Raw genomic sequence first — 12,261 nt, 5'->3', positions numbered from 1 at the left:
CGCTTAAGGCGCGTACGTCAGCAGCAACTCGGTCGGCACTTTGAAGTCCAGGGACATCATCACGCTCAACGCGGTAATGGTGAAGATCGAGAACACGAACAGCTTGCGTGCCCAGACCGTGTCATCCACTGCCTTGTAGCCGGTCCAGGCCATGTACAGCCAGTACATGCCCATGGCCGCGGCAACGGCGAGGTAGCTCATGCCGGCGTAGCCGCTGAAGGTCAGCATCAAGGTCGCCACGAGGAAGGCCAGGATGTAGATCAGGATGTGCTTCTTGGCCACCTGGATGCCGCGCTTCACTGGCAGCACCGGAATCGATGCGGCCAGGTAATCGTTGAAGCGGAAGATCGCGATGGCGTAGGAATGCGGCATCTGCCACAGGCTGAACATCACCAGCAGGGTCAGCGCGGCCATGTCGAAGGTGTTGCTGACTGCGACATAGCCAATCACTGGCGGCATGGCGCCCGACAGACTGCCCACCAGCGTGCCGTGAACCGACTTGCGCTTGAGGTACAGGCTGTAGAAGCCGACGTAGATCACGAAGCCGATCACCGCGAACAAGGCGGCCAACGGGTTGGCCACCTTGTACAACAGCGCAACGCCGGCGACACCCAGGACGGTCGCATAGATCAGGGCCAGTTTCAGGGAGATCAAGCCCTGGACCAGCACCCGGTTCTTGGTGCGTTCCATCTTCAGGTCGATGTCGCGGTCGATGCAGTTGTTGAACACGCAACCGGAGGCAACCACCAGGGACGTGCCGATCATGGCGGCCAGGAAGATGGCCAGATCGACATGCCCTTTGGAGGCCAGGAAAAATCCGCCTGCCACAGAAAGCACGTTACCGAAAATGATCCCCGGTTTGGTGATTTGGATAAAGTGCTTGAGGGACATGCGGACTTACCTCACTTCGCCATCATGAACGTGTGGATGCTGAACATGATCCACAGCGACAGGCCAACCAGCAGGACGATCACGATCGCGGCGAAGACAAACGCAATCACGTTGTTTCGCTGGGCGGCCGAACGGTCCAGGTGCAGGAAGTACACCAGGTGCACCAGCACCTGGATGACTGCGAACGCGACGACGATCATCAGGGTGATCGACTTCGGCAGCGTCGGGTACATCACCAGACCGAACGGGATCAGGGTCAGGATCACCGACAGGATGAAGCCGATGCCGTAGGACTTGACGCTGCCGTGACCGGCGTCGTGGCTGTCATGGCCATGGCCATTTTGGGAATGAGCTGTGTTAGCCATTTACATAGTCCCCATCAGGTAAACAACGGTGAATACGCAGATCCACACGACGTCCAGGAAGTGCCAGAACAGGCTCAGGCAGCTCAGACGGGTCTTGTTGGTCGCCGTCAGGCCGTTTTTCTGCACCTGATACATCATGATCGCCATCCAGATCAGACCGCTGGTCACGTGCAGACCGTGGGTGCCGACCAGGGTGAAGAACCCGGACAGGAAGCCGGAACGGCTAGGGCCGTAGCCCTCGGAGATCAACACGTGGAACTCGTTGATTTCCATGCCGATGAAGCCGGCACCGAACATGAAGGTCATGGCCAGCCAGCCCAGGACCTGCTTCTTGTTGCCCTTGAAGAACGCCAGCATGGCGAAGCCGTAGGTGATCGAACTGAACAGCAGCAGGGCGGTTTCGCCCAGTACGTATGGCAGTTCGAAGATGTCGTGGCCCGACGGGCCACCCGCTACGTTGTTAACCAGTACCGCGTACGCCGCGAAGATCGACGCAAACAGAATGCAGTCGGTCATCAGGTAGAGCCAGAAACCGAATACGGTCATCTCGCCCGAGTCGTGGTGATGGTCATCATGCCCATGTCCATCGACATGGGTGTGTCCAGCATTGGTCACTAAGTTCGACATGGTTTAAGCCTGTTCCAACGAGGTTTCAACACGGGTGGCGGTGGCCGGGATTTTCCCTGCCGCTACCAGACGCTTGTGCTGCTCGGCTTCGATGCGCTCGATCACGTCGACCGGCACCATATAGCCTTGATCATCACGGGCCGCGTGGATCACGAAGTAGATCACGGTGCCGGCCAGGCTAGCGATTGCCAGCCACCAGATGTGCCAGATCATCGCGAAACCGAACACGGTCAACAGAGCCCCCATGACCACACCGGTGGCGGTGTTGTTTGGCATGTGGATCGGCTGGTACTTGGCCGGGGCCTTGTACGCGGTGCCGTTTTCCTTGGCTTCGGTGAACGGGTCGACTACGTCGGCTTTTGGCAGCACGGCGAAGTTGTAGAACGGAGGTGGCGACGAGGTCGACCATTCCAGGGTGTGTGCATTCCACGGGTCGCCGTGTTCGCACATATTTTCCGGCTTCTTGCGGTCACGCACGCTGACGTACAGCTGGATCAGCTGGCAAGCGATACCGACAGCGATCATCACCGCACCGAACATGGCGACGTACAGGTACGGCACCCACTCAGGGTTGGTGGTGGCGTTCAGGCGACGGGTCATGCCCATGAAGCCCAGTGCATAGAGCGGCATGAACGCGACGAAGAAGCCGCTGATCCAGAACCAGAACGCAGCCTTGCCCCAGCCTTCGTGCAGCTTGAAGCCGAACGCTTTAGGGAAGTAGAACGCGAAACCTGCGATGTAACCGAATACCGCACCGCCGATGATCACGTTGTGGAAGTGCGCGATCACGAACAGGCTGTTGTGCAGAACGAAGTCGGCACCCGGGATGGCCAGCAGTACGCCGGTCATGCCGCCGATGGCGAAGGTCACCATGAAGCCCAGGGTCCACAGCACCTGGCTGGTGAAACGCAGACGGCCCTGGTAGATGGTGAACAGCCAGTTGAACAGCTTTACACCCGTCGGGATGGAAATCAGCATCGTCGCCAGACCGAAGAAGGCGTTGACGCTGGCACCCGAACCCATGGTGAAGAAGTGGTGCAGCCAGACCATGAAGCCCAGGATCGAGATCGCGCCCGATGCGTAGACCATCGAGTGGTGGCCGAACAGTTTCTTGCCGGTGAAGGTCGAGATGACTTCAGAGAAGATACCGAACGCTGGCAGGATCAGGATGTACACCTCAGGGTGACCCCATGCCCAGAACAGGTTCACGTACATCATCGGATTGCCACCAAGTTCGTTGGTGAAAATGTGGAAATCCATGTAACGGTCAAGCGTCAGCAGTGCCAGGGTAGCGGTCAGGATCGGGAACGAAGCCACGATCAGGACGTTGGCCCAGGTGCAGGTCCAGGTGAAGATCGGCATGTCCATCAGCTTCATGCCAGGGGTACGCATTTTCAGCACGGTGGCCAGGAAGTTGACCCCCGTCAGCGTCGTACCCAAGCCCGATAGCTGTAGCGCCCAGATGTAGTAATCCATCCCCACGCCAGGGCTGTATTGCAGGCCCGACAGCGGCGGATAGGCAACCCAGCCGGTCTTGGCGAATTCGCCGACGCCCAGGGACAGGTTGATCAGCACTACGCCGGACACCAGCAGCCAGAAGCTCAGGGAGTTCAGGAACGGGTAGGCAACGTCACGCGCGCCGATCTGCAGCGGCACTGCAAGGTTCATCAGGCCGGTGAAGAATGGCATCGCCATGAAGATGATCATGATCACACCGTGGGCGGTGAAGATCTGGTCATAGTGTTCAGGTGGCAGGTAGCCAGGCGAACCCTCGGTGGCCATGGCCAGCTGGGTACGCATCATGATGGCGTCGGCAAAGCCGCGCAGCAGCATGACCATGGCGACGATGATGTACATCACGCCGATTTTCTTGTGGTCGACCGACGTCAGCCACTCAGTCCACAGGTAGGTCCACTTCTTGAAGTAGGTGATACCCGCGAACAGCGCCAGACCGCCGAGCGCGATCATGGCGATGGTCACCATTACGATCGGCTCGTGGAACGGGACCGCTTCCCAACTTAATTTACCAAACATCGTTTACTCCTCTGCCCCGGCAGCTGAATGCGCGTTCATGTCCATTCCTTGCGTAGCGGCCACTTCTTTCTCTTCTTTCTCGTGCTTCACTTTCGGACCCGGTTTCATGCCTTCGTACTTGTCGACGATGGTCTGGAACAGGTTCGGCGTCACCGAGGAGTAGAGCTCGACTGGGTTGTTCTGGCTCTGCTTGGCAAGGGCTGCGTATTCAGCTTGTTCAAGCTGTTTAGGTGCCTTTTTGACTTCACTTACCCAGGCGTCGAAATCTTCCTGGCTCGTTGCGATCGCTTTGAATTTCATGCCGGTGAAACCCGCGCCGCTGTAGTTGGCGGAGATACCGTCCATTTCAGCGTTTTCGTTGGCGATCAGGTGCAGCTTGGTCTGCATGCCAGCCATCGCGTAGATCTGGCCGCCCAGCGCAGGGATGAAGAACGAGTTCATCACGGCGTCGGAAGTGATCTTGAAGTTGATCGGGGTGTGCGCCGGGAACACGATCTTGTTGACCGTGGCGATGCCTTGTTCCGGGTAGATGAACAGCCACTTCCAGTCCAGCGCAACCACTTCAATGGTGATCGGCTTCACGTCGGATTCCAGCGGCTTGTACGGGTCAAGGGCGTGGGTCGACTTGTAGGTGACATAACCCAGGGCAATGATGATCAGCACCGGAACAGCCCACACCGCGATCTCGATCTTGGTGGAGTGGTTCCATTTCGGGGTGTAGGTGGCGTTGGTGTTGGACGCGCGGTATTTCCAGGCGAACAGGAAGGTCATGACGATGACCGGAACCACGACCAACAGCATCAGCAGCGTTGCGGTGATGATCAGGTTTCGCTCGTCCAGACCGACCTGGCCCTTGGGATTGAGCAAGGTCATGTTGCAGCCTGACAGCAACAACGTGCCGATCAGCGGCAATAAGCCTAGTAGTCTGGGGTACCTGTTTTTACTCATCTCACGACCTCTAAAGCAGCTTGCGCAATGCAGTTGGGTTTTGATCGCCAACACTTCACCCTGCCAAGGGTTGGCATTTTTCTTGGATTGAATAAGGGCATGCCCGTCGTGCGTCAGACGCTGTGCGACAAATCCCGGGCCTGCGGTGAGTTCTTATTCGAATACGTGGTCAAAGGCCTTTTTACAGACCAATTCCATTTGGTGCGGGTAGTTGGAGGCTCCGACACCTGGGCATCGCATGAAGCCACCAGGCCTCTCGACACCCTGTTCCTGCTCACGCCTGGTTAAGATTTGAGCAGTGCCGGGGATTCAGTGCGGGCGATTGTAGATATGTAACGTTTTATAAACCATGTCTCATCCCGAAATAATTTTTATCCGAACCGGCAACAATCATTACCCGTTTTTGCAAAAGCGGCGCATCTTATCGAAATTCATTCTCAACAAAAACACCACAATAAGTAGGTCTTCCACCCACAGTTCAGACAGTCTCGGGTCCCTCTTCATCGCCCTTTACCTTGCCCAAGGCCCGATATGACGGGGGCTCAGGCCATTCGCCAGAGCCTGTTAAAACTGCCTGCTCGTGTTCGCAATGGAAAAAACAGCAAGCCTGCAAAACAGCCCAATTTCGTTACGTTTCCATGTACCAATCCGGCTCTCTCGAACGCCCTGCGACACCAACTCTGTGACAACATGTCGCACATGTGTCGCACCCTTGGCTGTCGCACATCACGGTCTTTTTACCCGGCCTCTGAAATGCGCTCTGCAAGACAAAAAAAGCCCCGGTCCTCTCTTCAAGGACCGGGGCTTTTTTGTCCGACAATGCGTGGCGACAGATGATCTCAGCGCAGCGCTTTGCGGTTACGCGACGTCAGCAATGGCACCAGCACCACGATCAGCACGAAGGCGACCAGCGCCCACTGCGCCAGCGACAGCCCGAGGATCGGCGGGTATGGCGTAGAGCAGAAACCATCGACCTGGAAACCCAGCGGGAAGATCTTCGCCAGTGGCAAGTCATCGACAATCGGTTGCAGCACATCGATGCCGCAGCTGACCGCTGGATAGAATTGTGTATAGACGTGATGCCCGGCAACGCCTGCACCTGCCACTGCACAGATCACCACCAGGGTTTCAAACACCGTGATACTGCGACGGCCGCGCATGGCCGCGCCAATGAAGGCAAAAATCGCGATCAGCAGCAACGCGTAACGTTGCAGGATGCACAGCGGGCAAGGCGCCTCGCCCAGAACAATTTGCATGTACAGCGCACCGCCGATCAGCGCCAGGCAAATGATGCCCAGCAATACCAGGTAGCGCCGTTCACGCCCCAACCGCATGGATTCATCGCTCATCGCGTTTCCCTTCAAGATATCGATTGCCCGCCAGTCTACACGCTGGCCCGGACCTTTGAGAGTCTGGAGCATGTGAGGGGGATTCGGGGGGAATAGACGACAAGGCGGTTAAGAAGGGATTAACTTTCTGACTTTTTTCAGCTCAGGACTGAGGTGAAGCATTCGCGAGCAGGCTCGCTCCCACATTGGTCCGCGTCGTATGCAGATCAAATTGTGGGAGCGAGCCTGCTCGCGAAGAAGGCGACTCGGTCCCCCGAGCCGCCGCAACCACTTACTCCAGCGCCGCTGCCGGCCCGAAGAACTCGTAACGGCTTTGCTTCTCCGGCACGCCCAGAGCCTTGAGGTGGCGCTTGATGGACGCCATGAAACCTTTCGGCCCCAGGAAGTAAGCATCCAGGTCACGCTGCTCCGGCAGCCACTCATGCAACTGCTGCTGGCTCAACAAACCAACCTTGTGCGCCGCCGGGCTCGCGCCGTCGTCCTCGGAGTAGCAATAGAAGCGCTTGAGCTGCGGGTGACGTTCGGCCAGTTCGTCGATCCAGTCGCGGAAGGCATGGACGCTACCGTTGCGCGCGCAGTGGATGAAATGCACCGGCCGCTGGGTCTCCAGCGCCGCTTCGAGCATCGCCAGGGTCGGGGTGATGCCGACGCCGCCACTGATCAGCACCAGTGGCTTGTCGCTGGCGGTCAGGACGAACTCGCCCGATGGCGGGAACAACTGGATGCTGGCGCCGACCTGCAACTGGTCGTGCAGGAAGTTGGAAGCGCGACCACCGTCCTCGCGCTTGACGCTGATGCGGTACTGGCCATTGTTCGCCAGCGCCGACAGCGAGTAGTTACGACGGATCTCTTCACCGTCGAGGATCAGTTTCATGCCGATGTACTGGCCAGGCTCTGCCACCAGGATCGGACCTTTGTCCGCAGGTTCAAAGTAGAACGAGGTGATCTCGGCGCTCTCCTCGACCTTGCCGGCCACGATGAACTCCCGCGCCCCGCGCCAGCCGCCCGGTGCCTGCTCCTTCTGGTCGTAGATGCTGGTTTCGGCACCGATCAGGATGTCCGCCAGTTGGCCGTAGGCCGCGCCCCAGGCCGCGATCACTTGCGCGGTGGCGATCTCTTCGCCCAATACTTCAGCGATGGCCCGCAGCAGGCAGCTGCCGACAATCGGATAATGCTCCGGCAGAATCTGCAGGGCCACATGCTTGTTGATGATCTTGGCCACCAGGTCGCCCAACTGGTCGAGCTGGTCGATATGGCGCGCATACATCAATACGCCATTGGCCAGGGCACGCGGCTGATCACCGCTGGTCTGGTGGGCCTGATTGAACAGCGGACGGACTTCCGGGTATTCGGAGAGCATCATGCGGTAGAAGTGCGTGATCAGCGCCTCACCACCGCTTTCGAGCAGCGGCACGGTGGACTTGACGATGGCACGGTCTTGAGCGCTCAGCATAAAGTAACTCCTGGTCTTCTTGGATTGCTAACGGATTACCCTATGCGTATCAGCTTTCGTGCCAACTATTTAATCCTTTAAAATCAATTAGTTAGAAACTTAATAGTCATTTCGACACTACCTGACTTATAGTCATACCGACTACACGGAGTCACTATGACTGCAAAATCCCTGCTCACCGCCCTGCTGCCCCTGGTCTCCGACCTGTCCCGCGAACTGCCCGAGGGCGAGCGTTATCGTCGCCTGCTGGAAGCCATGCGCGCCCTGCTGCCGTGCGACGCCGCCGCCCTGCTGCGCCTTGATGGTGAATGGCTGGTGCCACTGGCCGTCGACGGCTTGAGTACCGACACCCTCGGTCGGCGCTTCAAGGTCAGCGAGCACCCGCGTTTCGAAGCGCTGCTCAGCGGCCCCGGCCCGACCCGTTTCGCTGCCGACAGCGACTTGCCCGACCCCTATGACGGCCTGGTCGATGGCCTGGATGATCATCTGGAAGTCCACGACTGCATGGGTTGCCCGTTGTTCATCGACGAGCGCCCATGGGGCCTGCTGACCCTCGACGCCCTCGATCCGGAGCGCTTCGAACCGATCGAACTGGATGCCCTGCAAGCCTTCGCCAGCCTCGCGGCGGCCACGGTCAACGCCGCCGAGCGCATCGAACGGTTGAACAACCGGGTCGAAGATGAACATCAGCGCGCCGAGGTCTACCGCCAGGCCAGCGGCCAGCAGAATCGCGAGATGATTGGCCAGAGCAAGGCCCACAAGCGTCTGGTCGAAGAAATCAGCCTGGTGGGCGGCAGCGACCTGACCGTGTTGATCACCGGCGAAACCGGGGTCGGCAAGGAGTTGGTGGCCCAGGCCATCCATGCCGCCTCGCCCCGCGCCGACAAGCCGATCATCAGCCTCAACTGCGCCGCGTTGCCCGACACCTTGGTGGAAAGCGAGTTGTTCGGCCATGTTCGCGGCGCCTTCACCGGAGCGATGAACGACCGCCGCGGCAAGTTCGAACTGGCCAATGGCGGCACGCTGTTTCTCGATGAAGTCGGCGAGTTGTCGCTGACCGTGCAGGCCAAGTTGTTGCGTGTATTGCAGAGCGGTCAATTGCAGCGACTGGGTTCGGACCAGGAGCATCAGGTCGACGTGCGCCTGATCGCGGCGACCAACCGCGACCTCGCCGAAGAAGTGCGCAGCGGCCGTTACCGCGCCGACTTCTACCATCGCCTCAGCGTTTATCCGCTGCTGGTGCCGGCCCTGCGCGATCGCGGGCGTGATGTGCTGCTGCTCAGCGGTTATTTCCTTGAGCAGAACCGCTCGCGCATGGGCCTCAACAGCCTGCGCCTGAACAGCGACGCCCAGGCCGCGCTATTGGCCTACGACTGGCCCGGCAACGTGCGCGAGCTTGAACACCTGATCGGCCGCAGCGCCTTGAAAGCCCTGGGCAATTGCAAGGAGCGGCCGAAGATTCTCAGCTTGAGCGCAGCCGACCTGGACTTGCCCAACGCCAGCGTTGAAGCCGCTGCCGAGCACCCCGTCGCCACCGTCATGCAAGCGGCGACCGGCGATTTGCGCGAGGCTACCGAGCGTTATCAGCGCCAATTGATCGGCGCCTGCCTGGAGCGACACAACAACAACTGGGCAAGCGCAGCGCGTGAGCTAGGCCTGGATCGGGCGAACCTGGGGCGGATGGCCAAAAGGCTCGGCATGAAGTGAAGGCCCCTTCGCAAGCAGGCTCGCTCCCACAGAGGCAGCGACAATCCCTGCTCGCGAAGGCGGCCTGACATTCAATGGAAATGCTAAAGCCTGCCCCAAACAAGTCGATAACCCGGCATCGAAGTCATTGGCGATCCCTGGATTGCCCGTCACCTTTTTCCAGAGAAGGTTCCTATGTCCTCCACCAAAGCCCGCGCAGACTCACTTTCGCTTCTGCTGTTTACCTTGCGCAGCGGCAAGCTGATGGCGATCAACCTGCTCAAGGTCAGCGAAATCATTCCCTGCCCGCCACTGACCAAACTGCCGGAGTCGCACCCCCACGTCAAAGGCATCGCCACCCTGCGCGGTGCCTCGCTGTCGGTGATCGACCTCAGCCGTGCCATTGGCGAGCGTCCGCTGGAAGACCCCAACGGCGGTTGCCTGATCGTCACCGACGTCAGCCGCTCCAAGCAGGGCCTGCACGTGCAGGCCGTGAGCAAGATCGTCCATTGCCTGACCACCGACATCCTCCCTCCACCCTTCGGCTCCGGTGGATTGCGTGCCTACATCACCGGCGTGACGTCGGTCGATGGCACCCTGGTGCAAGTGCTGGACATCGAAAAAGTCATCCACGGCATCGCCCCGGCGCAAATCGAAATGGCGCCGACCGAACTGAGCATGGAAGACGCCGAGCTGCTCGGCAACGCACGCATCCTGGTGGTCGACGACAGCCAGGTCGCCTTGCAGCAATCGGTGCACACCCTGCGTAACCTTGGCCTGCAATGCCATACGGCCCGCAGCGCCAAGGAAGCCATCGACTGCCTGCTGGACCTGCAAGGCACCGCGCAGCAGATCAACCTGATCGTCTCGGACATCGAGATGTCGGAAATGGATGGCTACGCCTTCACCCGCACCCTGCGGGAAACCCCGGATTTCGCGCATCTTTATGTACTGCTGCACACCTCGCTGGACAGTGCGATGAATGCCGAGAAAGCACGACTGGCGGGGGCGAACGCGGTGCTGACCAAATTCTCTTCGCCGGAATTGACCCAGTGCCTGATCACCGCGGCCAAGGCTGTCGCCGAACAGGGTTATTGAGTGTTGAGCGAAGAATTCTGCTGGCTGATGCGGCGCGACCTCTCTGTCGTCGTGCCCTCCCCCGATTGGCCAGCGGGCCTGCAACTGAGCGAGTACCGCCCCGAACTGGGTGTCGCCGTGCACCGGTTGATGGAGTTCGGTTATCTCGATGGTGGTGGTCGTGTAGCCGAACTGGAGATGTGGCAACGGCAGTTCGAAACCGACCCGGAATATGACTCGGCCCTGTGCTTCATTGCCCTGGATGCCGGAGAAGTGGTGGGTGTTTGCCAGTGCTGGACCAGCGCCTATATCAAGAACCTGGTGGTGCACCCGCGGTTTCAGGGCCGGGGGTTGGGCCGTGCGCTTTTGTTGCAGGCGTTCAAGGTGTTCCAGCAGCGACGTGAAGGCTTCGTGGACCTGAAGGTACGTGAAGACAACCTTCGGGCGCGGCGCTTGTATGAAAACGTCGGGATGCGCGCAGTCCGCCGGGAGCCGGTTCCGCTCTGACACACCGCCATCGCGAGCAGGCTCGCTCCCACAGGGGATTGCATTCCAAATGTGTGGGAGCTTGCTCCGGGCGGCGTTCCGATGATGGGGCCGACACAACTACCTCAAAACCTTCAGGCATACTCACCTTCCGGACACAGCACCAAGGATGCCTGATCAATGAAAGCAGCAACCCTGACTTTTCTCTGCCTCACCACCCTCACCCTCCAGGCCCACGCCTCCAGCCCCGACGCCTGGGCCACCTACGACAAAGCCGTACTTGCCAGTTGCACCAAGGCCAGTGGCCTGAAGGACAGCAAACCGGTCGGCAACGCCGCGCAGTTCGATGACCGGGTCGGCTACACCGCGCTCCTGCTCCAGGGTCAGTACCCGCAAAAGCACATGAAAGGCGCACAAGGCACCGAGTTGTGCCTGTACAACAAAAAGAGCAAAACCGCGTACGTCACCGAATGGGACTCCATCCGCCCGGCCGGCAAGGCAAACTGAGTGGCGCATAACTTGCTTCGATAGCGGCCTTTGCGGCGGCATTCTGTCGTCGTTTCATGCCCTGTGATGCGAACGAACGCTCAATGAATACGACGTTTTCCTGTGTAGGCTGCGGCAAATGCTGCAACGACCACCATGTGCCCCTGACCCTGAGCGAAGCCCGGATGTGGGCAGCCGATGGCGGTCAGGTGATTGTGCTGGTGGAAGCTTTTCCGGGTAATGGCCTGGGCCTGCCGGTGCACCAACGGGAACACGCCGAACGCCGCTCGGCGGCGGTGCGCAGCGGTGAATCCGAGGCGTACGTGGCCATCACCTTCGCCGCCTACAATGTCGGCCCCTGCCGGAATCTTGACGAAGACAACCTCTGTCGTATCTACGAACGCCGGCCGCTGGTATGCCGTATCTATCCGATGGAAATCAATCCGCACATACCTCTGAACATCGCCGTGAAGGAATGTCCGCCTGAGTCGTGGGAAAAAGGACCGGACCTGATTGTCGGTGGTGAATTGGTCGACCGGGAATTGTCGGAATTGATCCTGCGCTCCCGTCAGGCGGATCGTGATGACATTCTGATGAAGGACGCGATTTGTGCGTTGCTGGGGATTCGCACGACAGCCCTGAAGGGTGACGGGTTTACCGCTTATCTTCCGGATATGGCGGAGTTCGCCGCGATCATCGACGACCTGGCCGGGCAAACGTTGCCGCAGTGGGCCAGCGAATGGCGGTTTCATGTGTCGGGGGAGGATATTGCCGGGCAACTGCTGGCCGCGGGTGCGCAAGTGACGGCGGATGCGCCGGCGAATTACTCGTTTATTTCGTTGCGGGCGGTTTGATTCAA

The 12,261-nt window shown here is 59.4% G+C and carries 13 protein-coding genes; 6 read left to right on the top strand and 7 right to left on the bottom strand.

Features of this window, described 5'->3' with window-relative positions; all coding sequences use genetic code 11:
* Positions 1-3: 3 nt before the first annotated feature.
* Genes cyoE through cyoA form a run of 5 tightly spaced genes read right to left on the bottom strand, consistent with a single transcriptional unit; the run spans position 4 to position 4,865 of the window.
* Positions 4-891, bottom strand: coding sequence for a heme o synthase (gene cyoE, locus AC3ITA_RS04560; RefSeq protein ID WP_007986830.1), 888 nt, complete (start codon positions 889-891; stop codon positions 4-6).
* Between the two features lie 11 nt (positions 892-902).
* Positions 903-1,256 carry a cytochrome o ubiquinol oxidase subunit IV gene (gene cyoD, locus AC3ITA_RS04555; protein WP_095944467.1) on the bottom strand — a complete coding sequence of 118 codons (354 nt, stop codon included), beginning with the start codon at positions 1,254-1,256 and terminating at the stop codon, positions 903-905.
* Positions 1,257-1,883 carry a cytochrome o ubiquinol oxidase subunit III gene (locus AC3ITA_RS04550; protein WP_008046749.1) on the bottom strand — a complete coding sequence of 209 codons (627 nt, stop codon included), beginning with the start codon at positions 1,881-1,883 and terminating at the stop codon, positions 1,257-1,259.
* 3 nt (positions 1,884-1,886) lie between these two features.
* Entirely contained in the window at positions 1,887-3,917 is a 2,031-nt protein-coding gene (gene cyoB, locus AC3ITA_RS04545; protein WP_095944466.1) for a cytochrome o ubiquinol oxidase subunit I, read from the bottom strand.
* A gap of 3 nt (positions 3,918-3,920) precedes the next feature.
* The gene (gene cyoA / locus AC3ITA_RS04540; protein WP_150672162.1) at positions 3,921-4,865 is read right to left on the bottom strand and encodes a ubiquinol oxidase subunit II; all 945 of its coding nucleotides are present in this window, start codon (positions 4,863-4,865) and stop codon (positions 3,921-3,923) included.
* Between the two features lie 27 nt (positions 4,866-4,892).
* Here cyoA and AC3ITA_RS04535 point away from each other — a divergent pair, with 27 nt between their 5' ends.
* On the top strand, positions 4,893-5,153 hold the full coding sequence (locus AC3ITA_RS04535; protein ID WP_095944464.1) for a hypothetical protein: 261 nt from the start codon (positions 4,893-4,895) through the stop codon (positions 5,151-5,153).
* 551 nt (positions 5,154-5,704) lie between these two features.
* Here the strand turns inward: AC3ITA_RS04535 and AC3ITA_RS04530 are convergent.
* The gene (locus AC3ITA_RS04530) at positions 5,705-6,214 is read right to left on the bottom strand and encodes a disulfide bond formation protein B (RefSeq protein ID WP_056728475.1); all 510 of its coding nucleotides are present in this window, start codon (positions 6,212-6,214) and stop codon (positions 5,705-5,707) included.
* 271 nt (positions 6,215-6,485) lie between these two features.
* Entirely contained in the window at positions 6,486-7,667 is a 1,182-nt protein-coding gene (gene hmpA, locus AC3ITA_RS04525; RefSeq protein ID WP_095944463.1) for an NO-inducible flavohemoprotein, read from the bottom strand.
* Positions 7,668-7,823: 156 nt separating this feature from the next.
* Between hmpA and norR the strand changes: the two genes are divergently transcribed.
* The 5 genes from norR to AC3ITA_RS04500 all read left to right on the top strand — a co-directional run bounded on the left by norR (position 7,824) and on the right by AC3ITA_RS04500 (position 12,256).
* Entirely contained in the window at positions 7,824-9,374 is a 1,551-nt protein-coding gene (norR, locus tag AC3ITA_RS04520; RefSeq protein ID WP_414929744.1) for a nitric oxide reductase transcriptional regulator NorR, read from the top strand.
* A 174-nt stretch (positions 9,375-9,548) separates the two neighbouring features.
* Positions 9,549-10,451, top strand: a complete 903-nt coding sequence (locus AC3ITA_RS04515; RefSeq protein ID WP_489279581.1) for a chemotaxis protein CheV — start codon at positions 9,549-9,551, stop codon at positions 10,449-10,451.
* A 27-nt stretch (positions 10,452-10,478) separates the two neighbouring features.
* Positions 10,479-10,937, top strand: coding sequence for a GNAT family N-acetyltransferase (locus tag AC3ITA_RS04510; RefSeq protein WP_150672272.1), 459 nt, complete (start codon positions 10,479-10,481; stop codon positions 10,935-10,937).
* A gap of 159 nt (positions 10,938-11,096) precedes the next feature.
* On the top strand, positions 11,097-11,423 hold the full coding sequence (locus AC3ITA_RS04505) for a hypothetical protein (RefSeq protein WP_095944461.1): 327 nt from the start codon (positions 11,097-11,099) through the stop codon (positions 11,421-11,423).
* Between the two features lie 83 nt (positions 11,424-11,506).
* The gene (locus AC3ITA_RS04500) at positions 11,507-12,256 is read left to right on the top strand and encodes a YkgJ family cysteine cluster protein (RefSeq protein WP_489279579.1); all 750 of its coding nucleotides are present in this window, start codon (positions 11,507-11,509) and stop codon (positions 12,254-12,256) included.
* Positions 12,257-12,261: the final 5 nt, after the last annotated feature.

The organism is Pseudomonas sp. GL_090 (genome assembly GCF_057837765.1).
The sequence above is the reverse complement of the archived record's forward strand: the minus strand, read 5'-3'. Positions and strand labels throughout refer to the sequence as shown.

Excerpts from the sequence above, each read along its gene's own strand:
- cyoE (WP_007986830.1), bottom strand. The coding sequence starts at position 891 with ATGTCCCTCAAGCACTTTATCCAAATCACCAAACCGGGGATCATTTTC.
- cyoD (WP_095944467.1), bottom strand. The coding sequence starts at position 1,256 with ATGGCTAACACAGCTCATTCCCAAAATGGCCATGGCCATGACAGCCAC.
- AC3ITA_RS04550 (WP_008046749.1), bottom strand. The coding sequence starts at position 1,883 with ATGTCGAACTTAGTGACCAATGCTGGACACACCCATGTCGATGGACAT.
- cyoB (WP_095944466.1), bottom strand. The coding sequence starts at position 3,917 with ATGTTTGGTAAATTAAGTTGGGAAGCGGTCCCGTTCCACGAGCCGATC.
- cyoA (WP_150672162.1), bottom strand. The coding sequence starts at position 4,865 with ATGAGTAAAAACAGGTACCCCAGACTACTAGGCTTATTGCCGCTGATC.
- AC3ITA_RS04535 (WP_095944464.1), top strand. The coding sequence starts at position 4,893 with ATGCAGTTGGGTTTTGATCGCCAACACTTCACCCTGCCAAGGGTTGGC.
- AC3ITA_RS04530 (WP_056728475.1), bottom strand. The coding sequence starts at position 6,214 with ATGAGCGATGAATCCATGCGGTTGGGGCGTGAACGGCGCTACCTGGTA.
- hmpA (WP_095944463.1), bottom strand. The coding sequence starts at position 7,667 with ATGCTGAGCGCTCAAGACCGTGCCATCGTCAAGTCCACCGTGCCGCTG.
- norR (WP_414929744.1), top strand. The coding sequence starts at position 7,824 with ATGACTGCAAAATCCCTGCTCACCGCCCTGCTGCCCCTGGTCTCCGAC.
- AC3ITA_RS04515 (WP_489279581.1), top strand. The coding sequence starts at position 9,549 with ATGTCCTCCACCAAAGCCCGCGCAGACTCACTTTCGCTTCTGCTGTTT.
- AC3ITA_RS04510 (WP_150672272.1), top strand. The coding sequence starts at position 10,479 with ATGCGGCGCGACCTCTCTGTCGTCGTGCCCTCCCCCGATTGGCCAGCG.
- AC3ITA_RS04505 (WP_095944461.1), top strand. The coding sequence starts at position 11,097 with ATGAAAGCAGCAACCCTGACTTTTCTCTGCCTCACCACCCTCACCCTC.
- AC3ITA_RS04500 (WP_489279579.1), top strand. The coding sequence starts at position 11,507 with ATGAATACGACGTTTTCCTGTGTAGGCTGCGGCAAATGCTGCAACGAC.